Genomic DNA, 14,918 nt, shown 5'->3' with positions numbered 1-14,918 from the left:
AATTATCACGTAGATAAAATATTCACACCATCGTCAATTCGCGTTGCTACGCCCCGTCCTGCTGACCCGCGCGGCCTTCCCACGCAGCGCTGCGCACCACGATCCGTTTTTTGAAGACTGTTTCGAACCCAGGAAGGCGATACAGGATGACTACACGTCGTGATTTTCTGGCGGGCGCCACGGCGACCGCCGCCTTTGCCAGCATCCGCCAGGCGCTCGCCATTCCGGCGCGGCGCCGGACCGGCACCATCATGGACGTCAAGCACGTCGTGATCTTGATGCAGGAGAACCGCGGGTTCGACCATTATTTCGGCACCCTCCGTGGCGTGCGCGGCTTCGGCGATCGCTTCCCGATTCCGCTCGAAAGCGGCAAGCCGGTGTGGTTCCAGTCCGACGGCACCCGTGAGATCCCGCCCTATCACCGCGATTCCGCAACCAGCAACGCGCTGGTCGGCTACGGCACGCCGCACTCCTATGGCGACAGCCAGGCTGCCTGGAACCAGGGCAAGATGGGCTACTGGCCCAAGTACAAGACCCCTTATGCGATGGGCTATTTCGGCCGCGACGACATCCCGTTCCAGTTTGCGCTCGCCGAGGCCTTCACGCTGTGCGACGCCTATCACTGCTCGATCACGACCGGCACCGACCCGAACCGCATCACGTTCTGGTCGGGCTCCAACTTCAATCCGGCGCTGCGCGCGCAAGGCATCAATTGCACCACCAACGATGCCGAACCCAACAATCTCCGCTGCTGGCCCAATCCGTCGAAGTGGGTGGCGGGTCAGCCGCAGCCGCAGCCGACCTACAAATATGTCGGCAGCGACTTCACCTGGGACACGCTTCCCGACCTCCTGAACAAGGCCGGCGTCAGCTGGCACATCTATCAGGACATGAACGACAACTGGACCGGCGCGATGCACGGCTGTCTGGCGTTCTCGAGCTTTCGTCATGCGCAGCCGGGCGATCCCAACTACGTGCACGGCCTGACCGGCGGCCCGGACTACCTCGACCGCCTGAAGGCCGACGTGATGGCCGGCACGTTGCCGCAGGTGTCGTGGATCCTGCCGACGCAGGCGAACTCCGAGCATCCCGGCGGCGGCAGTCCGACCCGCGCCGGCAACTTCACCGACCAGGTGCTGGAAGCGCTGACCGCCAACCCCGAGCTCTGGAGCCAGACCGTCTTCTTCCTGACCTTCGACGAGAATGACGGCTTCTTCGATCACCTGCCGGCGCCGGCAGTGCCGTCCTATGACATCAACGGCAACCTGATGGGCAAGGCGACCATGTCGCTCGCAGGTGAGTATTTCTCCAACACGGTCGGCAACGTGCTGACCGCTGCGGATACGATCAGCGGCAACATCCGCCCATGGGGTCTCTCTGCCCGCGTGCCGATGTATGTGGTGTCGCCGTGGAGCAAGGGTGGCTGGGTCAACTCGCAGGTGTTCGACCACACCTCTGTCGGCCGCTTCCTCGAGAAGCGTTTCGGCATCAAGGTCGACGCCATCAGCCCATGGCATCGCGCCATCTCGGGCGATCTCACCTCGGCCTTCGACTTCGCCAGCCCCAACGATCCGCGCTTCCCGGAATTGCCCGACCAGAGCAACTGGCAGGCATCGGATGCGCATCAGAAGACGCTGCCTGCGCCGGTTGCGCCGGCGACGCCGCAGCCGCTGTTCCAGGAGACCGGGGTGCGCTACGCGCGTCCGCTGCCCTACATCCTGCACGCCACCGCGCAGGCCGATGCCGGCAGCGGCAAGGTCAGGCTCCTGTTCGCCAACACCGGCTTTGCGGGCGCCGTCTTCCACGTCTATGACAGACTGCACCTCGACCTCATTCCGCGACGCTACACCGTCGAGGCAGGCCGGATGCTGGACGACGAATGGACCGCCGGCACCGACGGCCTGTATGATCTGTGGGTGCTCGGCCCGAACGGCTTCCACCGTCAGTTCAAGGGCGACCTCAGCAAGATCAAGCTGCATAATGCGCCGAACCCCGAGATCTTCGTCGGCTACAATGTCTTCGAGGGTGGGCTGCACATGCAGCTGCGCAACGACGGCAACGGCCACGTGAACTTCACCGTGAAGTCCAACAAGATCTATGGGCCGCTGCAGGCCGTCACCGCCTCCGTCTCGGCTGCGCTGCAGCCGATGTGTCCGGGCTTTGGTCCGCTGCCGGGCTTCCATCCGGTGGGCTTCGGCGCGATACCGGGCTTCCGCTCGGCTCCCGATTTCGACGCTGTCGGCTTCGGCTTCGATGCACCGGCCTTCTTCCCGGGACCCAGCCATGGCGGACCGGCCACGTCGTGGGATGTCAAAGTGTCCGGCTCCGGCCACGGCAAGGAGCTCTACTGGCAGCTGCGCAAGACCGGCCTCTGGTATGACTTCGTCATCACCAGCGACTCCGATGACAGCTTCTTGCGGCGCGTCGCCGGACACGTCGAGAGCGGTCGCCCTTCGTTCAGCGATCCCGGCATGGCGCTGACCGACAGCTTCTGAACACTCCTTACAATCACATCAGCGATGGAGGCGCCCTCGCGGGCGCCTCTTTCAATATCGACTTGAGCTTGCCGAACGGGGGCGACAAGCGTAGGCCAGCTACCCACGCGACCGCTTGAGGCGCTTGCCGGGGTTGGGCTTTGTCATGCGCATCTTGCTGTCCGAAGGATCCGGCCTCACCTCCCGCCAGGTCGCAGGACGCCTCGGCGCGCTCGGGCACGAGGTCGAGCTTCTCTCGTCCTCGAAACTCTGCCTGACGCGCTTCACGCGGCATGTCAGGGCGGTGCACCACGTCCCCCGTTTTGGCCTTGATCCGTTCGGCTGGCTCGCCGCCGCCGAGCGGATCGCAGGTGAGCGCAAGGCCGACCTGCTGTTTCCGACCCAAGAGCAGGTGACTGTGCTCTCAGCGCACCGGAAGCAGCTTCGGGTGAGCACGATCGTGCCGCCGTTCAAGAGCCTGGCGCAGGTGCAGGACAAGATCTCCGCGTTTCGCACCCTGACAGCCATCGGCGCGCCACAGCCGCAGACATTCGTGATCGCCAGTCCGGACGAGCTCGATAAGATCACGACGTATCCGGTTTTCGTCAAACGCCCCGTGAGCACGGCGAGCTCCGGAGTCCGGCGCGCCAGCAACGCTCGCGAGCTCGAGGCGGCAGCGCGCGCGTTGGGCCTTCAATCCGGCCTTGGGCAATCCGGTCTTGGGCAATCCGGCTTGTTAGTCCAGAGCCAGGCATCCGGCCCGCTCGTCATGGTCCAGGCGGTTGCAGATCAGGGCCGCCTGATCGCACATCATGCCTGCCTGCGTTTGCGGGAAGGTGTCGGCGGCGGAGCCTCGCTGAAGCAGAGCATTGCCTTGCCTGATCTCGCCGACATGCTCGTGCGGCTGGTTGCGGCGCTCGGGTGGCATGGCGGTCTTTCGATGGACCTGATCGTTGCAGCCAGCGGCCCCGTGATCATCGACGTCAATCCTCGACTCGTCGAACCCGGAAACGCTTATGCCGCGGGCGTCGATCTCGTCGCCGCGATGCTGGACCTGGTCGGCGGCGCAAGGCCCGCGCAGAGGCCGGTGGGTCGTCCGACGGTGCGCACGCGCCAGACGCTGCTTGCCATTCTCGGAGCTGCCGAGCAATCCGGTGCGCGTCGCGTCGTCCTTCATGAAGCCTTCAATGCTATTTTTGCACGCGCCGAATATGCCGGCACGATTGAGGAACTGACACCAGTCGCCGGTGATCCCATCGCGGCGGTGCCCGTGCTCGCCGCGCTCGTCGCCTGCCTGGTCCGACCGTCGCTCTGGCGCAGATTTCACGCCGGAGCTGTCGGCCCCTATGCGGTCACACCGGAGGCATGGGACGAGATCTTGGCGCGCGCAGAGTAGCGTCCCGTTCCGGCTGACTTCGTCGAGACGAACGGGCGCTCGCTCTGGCTCGATCGGTCTATCCCGTCATTCCATCTCTTCCGTGAGCCGGCACACGGACTCCGCGGGCATGATCCACCGCCGCCATTCCGGGTCCTCCATCGCACCAACACCGCGATAGAATGACTGCGCCGCCGCATTGTCGTTGAGGACGAACCAGTAGAAGCGCTCATGGCCGGTGGCACGCGCGTGCCGGGCCATCTGCCGTACCAATTCTTGGCCGACGCGACGACCTCGCCACTGCGGATCGACATAGAGCCACTTCATCATCAGAAGCGGCCGCAACGTATGCATGAACGGAATTTCGTAGTGAACCGCCATGCCCGCGAGGGCATTGCCGCCGGCATCCGCAACGTAAGCGCCGAACTCGGGCCGCTCCCCGAAGCCGCGGCGCACCAGCTCCGCCTCGGTGAGATTGAAATCCTGACCACGTTCGAAGCTGACGATGCCGTGCATGAGCCGAAGCAGCTCGGGCACGTCGCGCTCCTCCATCGGCCGTATCGTGAGTGCGGTTGTCGGCTGCGGATGGGAGCTTGCGGACGTTTCCATGGAAAGCACCATTGACGAGGAGTGACGACCGCCTTCTACGCAAACAGGTCGCATGCGTCGAGGTCGCGACACATTGCCGTTGCTCTTCGGGGCCAAACCGCCTTTGGCCCCCTCCTTGCATCGCCTCCCTCAGCCGGCTGGCATGATGGAGTGGAGCAATGACGGACGCCCTGCACACGGTGGTCGTGGCCAGAAAGGCCATCGAGGCCTACAACATGGCCTCGTTCGAACTCGTCCCAGCGGACGATCAACCGCTGCCCGGCTTTACGCCGGGCAGCCATATCGACCTGACATTGCCGAATGGGCTGGTGCGGCAATATTCGCTGCTCAACAGTGCATCCGAGCGCAACCGCTACTGCATCGGAGTCTGGAAGGACGCCAACAGCCGCGGCGGCTCGAAGGCGCTGCATATCGACATCAATGAAGGTGACCGGCTGCAGGTCAGCCGTCCGCGCAATCGCTTCAAGATTCCGAAGACCACGACGCGCGCGCTGCTCTTGGCGCGCGGCATCGGCGTGACGCCGATGCTCAGCATTGCCGACACATTGAAGGCGAAGAACATTCCGTTCGAGCTGCACTACGTGTTCGCGCTGATGTCACCGGATTCCTTCCGTGCCACCATAGAGGCCTCCGCCTTCGCGGAAAACACCATATTTTACAAGGAATCGAGCGAGGACAATCAGCTGCTGAAGCCTGCCACCGTGCTCGCCGACCGCCCTGAGGACACCCAGCTCTTCATCTGCGGCGTCGACTGGTGGCAGGACCCGATCATCGCGCTCGCAAAGCAGAAGGGCTTTGCCGAGGAGCGCATCCATGTCGAGCGCTTCACCGCCAAGGCGGCTGCGGCGCTGCTCGACAAGGTGTTCGAGGTCAAGATCGCCTCGACCGGCGCGACCTTCAAGATTCCCGGCGACAAGAGCGTCACTGCGCACCTCGAAGAGAACGGCGTCAAGATCCCGACCTCGTGCGAGCAAGGGATGTGCGGCACCTGCAAGACCAGGGTGGTCGAAGGCGAGGTCGAGCATCGCGACAAGCGCCTCTCTCCCGACCAGCGCGCGCAGGGCTATTTCCTGCCCTGCGTCTCGCGTGCGAAGGGCGACACGCTGGTGTTGGATTTGTGACAGCGACGGCGGAGCCGCGACCTATGGCGACCGAGTCCGACCATTGGCAGACCGCATGGATCATCGCCGAACAATATGGTGCTGACGGCGCGGCCTTTGCCGGCCAGATGGCACTGAGCTTCAAGATCGGCCACAAGCTCGATGCACACCGGACCTGGCTCTCGATCAAGGCCAAAGTGGAAGCCCTCACCTCGCACGATCGATCCGAGCCTGTGATGAAGCAATGAGGGGCGCGCTGTCCTGATTCGGACAGCGCGGCCAGCCCTGTCCGAAATCCGACAAAGCTGACCTCCTCCCGCAGACAGATTCTTGCATCCGTCCCACAGATGGTCCCCACGGCATCGGGAATAGAACTTGCTACGTCGTGGGCGGCCGGACCGCGGCCGCGAACCGCGAGCGGGCGCACTGCGCGCACGCTTTGGGAGAGGATTTATTGCGTGCCGACTTCCTTTGCGCCACAGCCCGCGACGGATGCCGAGATCGCGTTGAGCTATCATGCCCGTACCAAGCATAGCCTCAGGCGCTATGCTGCGGGCCCGGAGACGCTGGACTGGGACGCGCAACCCAATCCGTTCCGCGAGTTCGTCGGCAGCCCGCGGACGGCGCTGGCGCTGACGTCAGATCGGCTCGCGGCGACGTTCGCGCAACTCTATGGAGCGACGACTCCGCCGGCGGCGCTCACGATCGACACCATCGCCTTGCTGCTCGAACTCTCGTTCGGCCTGGCCGCCTGGAAGGAACTGGGTCCCGACCGCTGGGCGCTGCGCTGCAATCCTTCCAGCGGCAATCTGCATCCGACCGAAGCTTACTTGATTACGGCGGGCATCCCCGGTCTCGACGACGGCCTCCATCATTATGTCAGCCGCGATCACGTCCTGGAGCAGCGCTGCCGGCCGGCAACATCGCCGCAGCGACCGTCGCGTCTCTGGCTCGGCCTCTCGTCGATCCATTGGCGCGAGGCCTGGAAATATGGCGAGCGCGCCTTCCGCTATTGCCAGCTCGATATCGGCCACGCGCTCGGCGCTATCGCCTATGCCGCGGCCGCGCTGGGCTGGCGCGCGCGGGTGATCGAGGACATTGATAGCGCGACGCTGGCGGCCGCTATGGGTCTAGATCGCGCAGCCGATTTTGCCGGCGCGGAAGCGGAGGATGCCGACTTGCTGCTCGCAATCGAGCCGCGCGGCGCCGGGCACGCGGTCACGCCGCCCTGTCCTTACACGGCGGCAGATCATTGGACCGGGCAGGCCAACCGGCTCGATCGGCATCCGCTCTATCGCTGGCCGGTGATTGCCGAGGTCAGTGCAGCCACGACCGGCCAAGGTCGCGACGTTGCGGAAGCGCCGATGTGTTGTCCGCCGTTGCCGATCGCATCGGAGGTGCGCGCCGCCGAGATCATCCTGGGCCGGCGCAGCGCGCAGCGTTTCGACGCCAAATTCACGATGTGTGGCGATCAGTTCTATCGTCTGCTCGATCCGTTGCTGCCGCGCAAGATCCTGCCATGGGACGTTTGGACGTTTGCTCCCCGGCTGCATCCGGTGCTGTTCGTGCACCGGGTCGAGGGTTTCGCGCCCGGCGTCTATGCGCTGCCGAGACATGCCAGGGCCGAGCAGGCGCTGCGGCGCGCGCTGCGCGCAGACTTCGACTGGCAACGCGTCGACGGCGCGCCTGCGCATCTGCCGCTGTATCGGCTGCTGCCGACCGACAGCCGCGGCGTGATCAGAACCGCGAGCTGCCATCAGGCGATCGCCGGCGACAGCTGCTTTGCAGTCGCGATGCTCGCCGAGTTCGAAGAAGCCGTCAGTATCAATCCCTGGCGTTACCGGCAGCTGCACTGGGAAGCCGGACTGCTTGGCCAGGCGCTGTACCTCGAAGCCGAAGCGGCCGGCCTGCGCGGCACCGGCATCGGCTGCTTCTTCGACGAGTCCGTGCACGAGATGCTCGGCATCACGACGCAGAGGTTTCAGACCATCTATCACTTCACCGTCGGCCGCGCGCTGATCGACGATCGCATCACCACGCTCGCGGCCTATCCCGGCCGCACGCGCAACGAAGCGGGAGCTTTGCCATGAGACCGCGCATTCCCTTCCAGCGCATCGACGTCGGCTTCGCGTCGGAGCTCTTGCAGCGCGACGACGTGCTGCGCTTCGACGTCCGTGATGCGGCTTCGTTTGCGCAAGCCCATATCACCGGCGCGCAGCATCTCACGCAGCGCAACCTATCGCAGCTGATCACCGCAACGAACAGACACACGCCGATCCTGATCTATTGCTATCACGGCAACGCCAGCCAGGAATACGCTCAGACCTTCTCCGACTTCGGCTTCGCCGAGGTGTACAGCCTCGATGGCGGCTATGAGGCCTGGCGGCTGCATACCCCTGCCAGCACACCGGCGACCGTGAGTGAGACACTGGCGCGCTGGCTCGACGCGCAAGGATTTCCGCAAGATGATGTCAATGCCACGGTTGCCAATCGCACCACGCCGCTGATGAAGGCGGCGCATCTCGGGAACGTGGCGGTGCTGCGCGAGCTGCTGGCGGCCGGCGCTACGATTGCCGCCACCAATGCCGACGGCAATAATGCGCTGTGGCTCGCCTGCGTCGGCAACCATCTGGATATTATCGATGTGCTCACCGAAGCCGGCATCGACATCGACAACCGCAACGACAATGGGGCCACCGCGCTGATGTATGCCGCGTCCTCCGGCAAGGCCGAGGTCGTGGCGCTTCTGTTGGCCAAGGGTGCCGACATCAGCGCCGAGACGCTGGACGGCTTCACCGCGCTCGACATGGCGGCTTCACTGGAATGCCTGACGCTGCTGCGGCGTGCGACGCGCGCAGCCGCACCGACCGTAAGCGGGGCGAGTGCATGAGTGTCATCGAGCACGATTTCGGCCTCAAGCTGCGCGAGACCGAGCGGCGCTTCCGCAAGCTGTTGAGCCTCGACGCGCTGCACGAGGCCAATGTGCGCGCCAACCCGGTGCCCTATCTCGAGCGCGCCAGCGAGCGGATCTATCAGCTCGAACGGGCGCTGTTCGAGGCGCTGCAGGCGGCAACTTCGGCGGCGGAGGAAGCAACCGACACTGTCGTTGTGAGCAAAGCGGAATATCAGCGGCTCCTGAACTGCCGCGCCATCGTCGCGGCAGCGTTCGACGGTCTCGTTTCGGACGACAACGAAAACCCAGCTCAGGATTAGGAGAATTGCGATGTCGGAGCCGACCGGCTTTTTCGTCGATTGGGACGGCAATCTGCGCAGCACCGCCGATCCCGGCGGCGGCTATCTCTGCGAGACCGACACGGTCGCCCGCTATGTCGCCATCACCACCAAGACCGGAACCCTGGTGCACGAGGCGACCTATTTCAAGAGCATCGACGCTGTCGAGAAGGCCGGCATCAAGGCCTCGCTCGTTCCCGGGAGTCATCCATGGGGGAAGAAGGAGGATGGGTTCTAGGGCGCATCTGGGAGTTAGTCTCTGGCTCGCGCATTGCGGGCGGTGTGCTCCCTCTCCCCGCTCGCGGGGAGAGGGTTGGGGTGAGGGGGAGTCTCGGAAGACCGAATTCCTGGAGAGTCCCCCTTACCCGGATTGCATCTTCGATGCAATCCGACCTCTCCCCGCGAGCGGGGCGAGGTGACAGCCGAGCAAGCGGCGAGATCTGGACATAGCAGCCATTAGTCCGGATGAATCATGATCTCCATGGTCTCGTCGGGATCCTCGAACGGATCGGGGATTCCGTCGTCCTCGACCAGGGTGACGCCGCAGAGACAGACATCACCATCGACCACGGCGAGCGCGATCGGCTCGAGGCTTGCTCCCTTGCAAGGACCGTCGACGCAGGCACCGCTCTCGATCTCGAAAGCGGCACCGTGACGGCCGCATGCCAGCAGGCTGCGGTCCTCGTTGAAGAACTGTCCGCTGCCGATATTGAGCCATTTGCCCTCATGTGGGCAGGAATTCACGTAACCGACAAAGCCGCCGGCGGCGGTCTGAATGATCACGATCGGAAACGGCCGCGCCTCGCCATTGTCGCCGATCCGCGACAGGCTGAAGGCCTTGGCCTCGCCCGGCGCGATGCTCCTGGCGGAACAAATAACGAAGACCTCCGGCTCGCGGGGTGTCATGGCTCGCCCTCTTCCAGTCTTCACGACAGAGACAACTGCATCAATCCTTGCATGAAGCATGCCGTATGGCGCGAATTCGTATGCATGTCGGGAAGCGGACAAGAACGGCTATGATGAAGTTCTACATGACGCCCGGCTCGTGCTCGACCGGCATCCACATCATCCTCGAAGAGCTCGAAGAGGTGTTCGAGGCTCACATCGTCAACCTGCCGGCCGGCGACAATTTCAAGCCGGACTATGTCGCGATCAATCCAAAAGCGACCATACCGGCCTTGGTGCGCGACGATGGCAGCGTGCTCACCGAGGTGCCGGCCATCGCCTATTGGCTCGGGCGGACGCGACGACGCGGCAGGCTGTGGCCTCACGATGTCGAGACCGAAACCCGGCTGATCGAGGCCATGACCTACATCGCCGGCACCGTGCACGGCCATGGCTTCGCACGCATCTTCGCTACCCCCACCTTCAGCCGCAATGAAGCCGATCAGGACTCCGTGCGTGCGCTCGGCCGCAACATCGTGGTGAAGGGCTTTGCGGTCTTGAACAAGATGCTTGATGAGCGCCCCTATCTGGGCGGCGACTTCACCGTCGCTGACCCGATCCTGTTCTATGTCGAATTCTGGGCCGACAAGGTCGGCATTGCCCTGCCCGCCAACCTCGCGGCGCACTACAAACGGATGCTGGCGCGACCCGTGGTGCAGCGGGTGTTGCGCGAGGAAGGCTACAATCCGGCGGCCCTCGGCCAATTCGTGTAGACAGGCGCGCTCACTCCGCCGCTTCCGCTGCAAGCGGCGCATGATCGCCGAGATCGATGCCGCGGAAGATCGCGCAGCGCCGGAATACCTCGATGTCCGGTCGCACGCCCTTGTGGTGGCAGTATTTGGCGACCAGTTTCGCCAGGCCCTTTATGTCGCGGCCGGAAGCGGCCGGAAACGTCTCGACCAGGAGGTCAATCAGCTCCACGTCGACCTTGAGCCCGAACTGCTCGCTCATCACCCGCCAGATGCGACGGCGCGCTTCGGCATCCGGCGAACTGAACTTGATCAGCGCAATACAGCGCGAGACGATCGCCTCGTCGATATCGTCGATCCGGTTGGTGGTCAGGAACAGCAGCCCGTTGAAATATTCGAGCACGCGCAGGAACACGCCGACCACGGCATTCATAGTCATGTCGTCCTCACGGCGCTTGATGTAGACGTCGGCCTCGTCGATCAGCATGACGGCGCCCCAGCGCTGCGCGCGCGTCAGCGCCTCCTTCAGCGCGTTCTCCATCGCCGCAACGTTCAGCCCGAGCTGGCCGGAATGCACCCGGTACAGCGGCCGGCCGATGATCTCGGCGTAGACTTCGGCAGTCAGCGTCTTGCCGACCCCGGGCGGGCCGGCGCACAGCACTGTGGTGCCGCCGGACTTGCCGGCAACAATATCATCCATCAGCAGATCCATCTCGGCGGTGAGGATGTCGATCAGGTCGGTCTGCTCTTCCGGCAGCACCAGCTTCTGCTTGAGATCCGGCTGATAGGCATAGGGCTCCATGTCGTCGGCATGCACCCAGAGGTAATGGTGCAGCTCGAGATGGAACATCAGCATGTAGGGATGCACCGGAATGCGGCTGAACAGCCCCTTTGGAATGGCGGCCCTGGATTGCTCGACCTCCTCCTCGGCGTCGTAGAGATTGCTCTTGGCCGCCTTGCGCAGATATTGCCCGAGAATGTCGCCGGTGACCTCCAATGTCAGCGCCCGCTCGGTCAGGATGCCTTCGTCGTTGACCAGCCGCGCGCAGCCGCCGCCGGACGACAGCACGATCACATCCTTGCGCGACCAATCCATGTCGCGGTGCGACGAGTTCGGATCGTCGGCGAAGAAGCCGGTGCCGCGACCGGAGAACTGCGCGCCATAACGGCCGCGCCAGGCGAAATAGCGCTCGGCGGTCTCGTCATAGGCTGCGATCAGCTCAGGCGTTTCCTTGAGAAAGCCCTTGGCGGCGAAGATCTCCGCCACCGTCCTGCCGACGATGTCGCCGGCGGAAATTCGCGACGTCGCGGTCGTGATCGCACCCTTGGCGTTAGCCTTCAGCTCGATGAAGACGCGGCCGGCCTCGTCGTTCGAGGGCGCCGTATAGTCGAGCCGGGTCACCACATAAGGCAACGGCCGGCTCGCAACATTGGCGGTGAACATCCAGCCGCGGATCGCGTTCGCGATCAGGTAACGGGCAATCGCCGGCAGCACGGCCTCGAGCTCGTTCTCCGCGAAGCGCGTGCTGGTATCAGCAAAGGCGCGCTGCAGGGTCGCAATGTGCGCGGCGCGGGCGTGGAATTCCGGGCCGGCCTTCTGATACAGGCTACGCAGGACATCGAGCTCGGCCGGCGCAAGCTGCGCGAAGTCGACCTCGACCTTCTCGCCGAACCGGAGCTGCTCCTTCAGCGATGTCAAATGCGGAAACGCCGCGCTCATGGCCTCGATATGGGGCCGCTCGATCTGCAACTTCATACGCGACGCGCCTTCGGTCTGCCTGAGTTCATGATGACACGCCGCTCGGCTGTCGCGCCGCGGCCTCCGCCTTCGCGAGCAGCACGCGATTGGCCGCCAGCGAGAACTCCTGCCAGGCTGCGGCAATGTCGCGCAGGATCGTCTGCACATAATCTTTCGACGGCTTGTGCTCGTGCGGGAAGTTCGACAGCGCACAGGAGGTTCGGTTGAAGGCGACCGCATCGTCCAGCAGCGACTGCATGATGTCGCGGAACGGCTTCTGCACCTCCGGTGTCAGCGCGGAACGGCCACGCTCGACCGCAACGCCGCGCATGTCGAAGGTCAGCGCCTCGATCACCTGCAATGCCGCTGCGAACACGGCTTCCATCGCGCCGAGAATAGCAAGCTGCGTCAGCTGCTCGCGCTGCTGCGTGGCCAGGCTGCGATTGAGCCGGGCGCGATAATCGTCGAAAGCCGCATCGCGCTGCGCGGCGACCCAGGAGGCGAACCAGGCGAGGCTGGCGTCATTACCGGACAGCTTGGCATCGACGGCGATCTGGCCGCGCCTCGTGCTGCCCTCGCCCGTTCCGCTGGTCCGCGCCAGTGCACGTTCGATGCGCCGTGCGGCGTTCACCGCGCCTTCAAGATAGCCGGCGGCATGGCTGGCGGTCTCGGCGGCGCCGAGATGGAGCCGGCCGTCCCACAATGCCCGGCGCAGCATCGGATTGGCGATCTCGATATGCTCGCTGCGCGGCTCGGCGCGATCCGCGGCGCTGCAGGTGAAGCGCTCGCTCGCCCAGTCCTGGTAGTGCTGCTCGCCGCCGTCGAGCGCCGAACCGAACAGCTGCACCATCTGGCTCGCCATCAGCATCGGCAGCCCAACGGCGAAGGCCTCGCGCAGCTGCGGCGGAAACGCCAGGAAGCCACCGAGCGCGGCCTTGGCACCGTCGCCGTCGCAAGCATCGAAGATCTCGCCGACCACGGCCTGCTCATGGCTGACGAACGCGTTGCCGGATTGGCCCTTGTCGCGCCAATGCGCGCGATCATAGGCGATCGCGACCTTGGCCTGCGCGGCCATCCAGGTGGCGGCATTGTGCATCGCTTCCGACGTCGCATCGTCGAGCGCGGGCGAAAATCCGACGTGATCGACCAGCAATCGCGGCGGCACCGCCAGCACGACCCGCTTTGCATCGACGACCACTGACTCGGTTGCGGTCGCAAAGACGAGCCGGACATGCGTCACGCAGTCCATGATGCGCGTCAGCTGATAGCCGAGATGCACGCGCTCGTTCGGCAGTTCGTCCGCCAGCGCCGCGACCAGGCTCGCCATGCCGCCCGGCAAGCGCTGTGCGCCTTGGTGGATCGGCGGACCGCTGATCTGCTCGGCCGCCTTATCGGCCTCGGTCAGATGCAGCACCGTGCCATCGTCATGCTGGGGGAAATAAGCGAGCCCCAGTTCGGTGATCAGGCTCGTGAGCAGCGGCTGTGTGTCCGGCCAGAACCAGGTTGGGCCGAGGTCGAGCGCCAGCCCCGAGCTGGCCGTGACCGACAGGATGCGTCCGCCGAGCCTGTGTCGGGCTTCGAACAACGCAAACGTCATTCCCCTCTGCTGCAGGCTGCGCGCGAGTGCCAATCCGCACAATCCACCCCCGACAATGGCCGTTTCGAGCATGCTCAGACCTCGCCATGATGCGTTGCGACAAGGTCCTGCAAGATTCGCGCAAAGCGCGCCGCGCATCGCCGGTCCAATTGCCGCTTGATTTCCGCATCAGCTTGGCTCACGCCATGACGATGAGTGAGGTCAGCGACATCATTGCCGCCAATGCGGCCTTCTACACGGCTTTCGCAGCTGGCGATTTTGCCGCGCTTGCCGCGCTCTGGGCCGATCAGGAGACCATCTCCTGCATCCACCCGGGCTGGCCGGCCATCGTCGGCCGCATGTCGGTGATCGGCAGCTGGCGCGAGATCCTCAACAATCCGGGGCGACCGCAGATCGTCTGTGCCGAGCCCTATGCGATCGTCGACGGCGATCACGGACGCGTCATCTGCATCGAGCTCGTCGACGGGGCGCCGCTCGCGGCCACTAATTATTTCCGTCATATCGATGGCGCCTGGCGTCTGGTGCACCACCAATCGAGCGCGATTGCGCAATTCGCCGCAGGTGCGGACGACCCGACTGAGCACGGCCGCAGCATCCACTAACTGGCACGGAATTTGATTTACTGAAACACAACCTGCCGTATTGGCCGGTTTGTCGAATGTCGTGCGTCGGATGTCGGCCAATGTCCGGTTCCGCGCCAGGTGGCCTGTGCGCCGTGATCGGCGGCGTGCAGATCGCAATGGAGAGATGAGATGGCGCGGGCGCTGACTGCATTTCTGAAACGCGCTGATGTTCCAGCGCGGAAAGCGCTGCAGCAGGCGATCGCGCGGCTGCCATTCGCATTGACCCTCGACGAGGGCTACGTTCCGTTCGAGACATCAGGTTATCTCCCCTGCACGCTCGATGGCGAGGATGCCGGCTTCGATCTTCGCTTCAAGGATGCGGCCGCCGAGCTGGCGGCGATGCCTGCCCTGCAGGCGACCGTCGGCGACCGCGACGTGGCGATCTGCTGCAAATGGGGCGGCGATCCGCGCGAGGAGGCAGCAGCGCTTGCGGTCTGCGCGGCGCTGGCAACGGGATTTGGCGCGCTCGTCGTGTGCGACGGCGCACTGCTGTCATCAGATCACATGCTCAAACAGGCGAAGGGAGCGCTGGTATGA

The 14,918-nt window shown here is 64.5% G+C and carries 15 protein-coding genes; 11 read left to right on the top strand and 4 right to left on the bottom strand.

Translation table 11 applies throughout. From position 1 onward, the window contains the following. Nucleotides 1–146 precede the first annotated feature (146 nt). Together ACQR1W_RS16825 and ACQR1W_RS16820 are read left to right on the top strand one after the other, a co-directional pair. Entirely contained in the window at nt 147–2,495 is a 2,349-nt protein-coding gene (locus ACQR1W_RS16825) for a phosphocholine-specific phospholipase C (RefSeq protein WP_434851797.1), read from the top strand. Nucleotides 2,496–2,640: 145 nt separating this feature from the next. Beyond that, a complete protein-coding gene (locus ACQR1W_RS16820; RefSeq protein WP_434851796.1) occupies nt 2,641–3,870 on the top strand; it encodes an ATP-grasp domain-containing protein in 1,230 nt (409 codons plus the stop codon). A 66-nt stretch (nt 3,871–3,936) separates the two neighbouring features. On the opposite strand, the gene ACQR1W_RS16815 is transcribed toward ACQR1W_RS16820, so the two are convergent. Continuing rightward, nucleotides 3,937–4,458, bottom strand: a complete 522-nt coding sequence (locus ACQR1W_RS16815) for a GNAT family N-acetyltransferase (RefSeq protein WP_434851795.1) — start codon at nt 4,456–4,458, stop codon at nt 3,937–3,939. A 158-nt stretch (nt 4,459–4,616) separates the two neighbouring features. On the opposite strand from ACQR1W_RS16815, the gene ACQR1W_RS16810 reads away from it, so the two are divergent. The 6 genes from ACQR1W_RS16810 (at nt 4,617) to ACQR1W_RS16785 (ending at nt 9,027) form a co-directional block, all read left to right on the top strand. Next, nucleotides 4,617–5,579: a PDR/VanB family oxidoreductase gene (locus tag ACQR1W_RS16810; RefSeq protein WP_434851794.1), complete on the top strand. Its 963-nt coding sequence runs from the start codon at nt 4,617–4,619 to the stop codon at nt 5,577–5,579. 23 nt (nt 5,580–5,602) lie between these two features. Then, nucleotides 5,603–5,806 (top strand): hypothetical protein, encoded by a 204-nt coding sequence (locus tag ACQR1W_RS16805; RefSeq protein WP_008968705.1) that lies wholly within the window; start codon nt 5,603–5,605, stop codon nt 5,804–5,806. A gap of 210 nt (nt 5,807–6,016) precedes the next feature. Next, complete coding sequence (locus tag ACQR1W_RS16800) at nt 6,017–7,648, top strand: nitroreductase family protein (RefSeq protein ID WP_434851793.1); 1,632 nt, start codon at nt 6,017–6,019, stop codon at nt 7,646–7,648. A gap of 65 nt (nt 7,649–7,713) precedes the next feature. Further along, complete coding sequence (locus tag ACQR1W_RS16795; RefSeq protein WP_434851867.1) at nt 7,714–8,448, top strand: ankyrin repeat domain-containing protein; 735 nt, start codon at nt 7,714–7,716, stop codon at nt 8,446–8,448. Beyond that, the gene (locus tag ACQR1W_RS16790) at nt 8,445–8,771 is read left to right on the top strand and encodes a hypothetical protein (protein ID WP_434851792.1); all 327 of its coding nucleotides are present in this window, start codon (nt 8,445–8,447) and stop codon (nt 8,769–8,771) included. The genes ACQR1W_RS16795 and ACQR1W_RS16790 overlap by 4 nt, the downstream gene beginning before the upstream one ends. A gap of 10 nt (nt 8,772–8,781) precedes the next feature. After that, on the top strand, nt 8,782–9,027 hold the full coding sequence (locus tag ACQR1W_RS16785; protein WP_434851791.1) for a hypothetical protein: 246 nt from the start codon (nt 8,782–8,784) through the stop codon (nt 9,025–9,027). Between the two features lie 218 nt (nt 9,028–9,245). Here the strand turns inward: ACQR1W_RS16785 and ACQR1W_RS16780 are convergent, their stop codons facing one another. Beyond that, nucleotides 9,246–9,695, bottom strand: coding sequence for a Rieske (2Fe-2S) protein (locus ACQR1W_RS16780; RefSeq protein ID WP_434851790.1), 450 nt, complete (start codon nt 9,693–9,695; stop codon nt 9,246–9,248). Between the two features lie 113 nt (nt 9,696–9,808). On the opposite strand from ACQR1W_RS16780, the gene ACQR1W_RS16775 reads away from it, so the two are divergent. Further along, nucleotides 9,809–10,447: a glutathione S-transferase family protein gene (locus tag ACQR1W_RS16775; RefSeq protein WP_434851789.1), complete on the top strand. Its 639-nt coding sequence runs from the start codon at nt 9,809–9,811 to the stop codon at nt 10,445–10,447. Between the two features lie 10 nt (nt 10,448–10,457). On the opposite strand, the gene ACQR1W_RS16770 is transcribed toward ACQR1W_RS16775, so the two are convergent. Both ACQR1W_RS16770 and ACQR1W_RS16765 read right to left on the bottom strand, forming a co-directional pair. Next, nucleotides 10,458–12,179: an ATP-binding protein gene (locus ACQR1W_RS16770; protein ID WP_434851788.1), complete on the bottom strand. Its 1,722-nt coding sequence runs from the start codon at nt 12,177–12,179 to the stop codon at nt 10,458–10,460. A gap of 28 nt (nt 12,180–12,207) precedes the next feature. Continuing rightward, nucleotides 12,208–13,830 carry a flavin monoamine oxidase family protein gene (locus ACQR1W_RS16765; protein WP_434851787.1) on the bottom strand — a complete coding sequence of 541 codons (1,623 nt, stop codon included), beginning with the start codon at nt 13,828–13,830 and terminating at the stop codon, nt 12,208–12,210. A 119-nt stretch (nt 13,831–13,949) separates the two neighbouring features. Here ACQR1W_RS16765 and ACQR1W_RS16760 point away from each other — a divergent pair, with 119 nt between their 5' ends. Continuing rightward, nucleotides 13,950–14,360 (top strand): nuclear transport factor 2 family protein, encoded by a 411-nt coding sequence (locus tag ACQR1W_RS16760; RefSeq protein WP_434851866.1) that lies wholly within the window; start codon nt 13,950–13,952, stop codon nt 14,358–14,360. A gap of 150 nt (nt 14,361–14,510) precedes the next feature. Continuing rightward, nucleotides 14,511–14,918 carry a hypothetical protein gene (locus ACQR1W_RS16755; RefSeq protein ID WP_434851786.1) on the top strand — a complete coding sequence of 136 codons (408 nt, stop codon included), beginning with the start codon at nt 14,511–14,513 and terminating at the stop codon, nt 14,916–14,918.

The organism is Bradyrhizobium sp. HKCCYLS1011, from assembly GCF_051167795.1.
Lineage (GTDB): Bacteria > Pseudomonadota > Alphaproteobacteria > Rhizobiales > Xanthobacteraceae > Bradyrhizobium.
The sequence above is the reverse complement of the archived record's forward strand: the minus strand, read 5'-3'. Positions and strand labels throughout refer to the sequence as shown.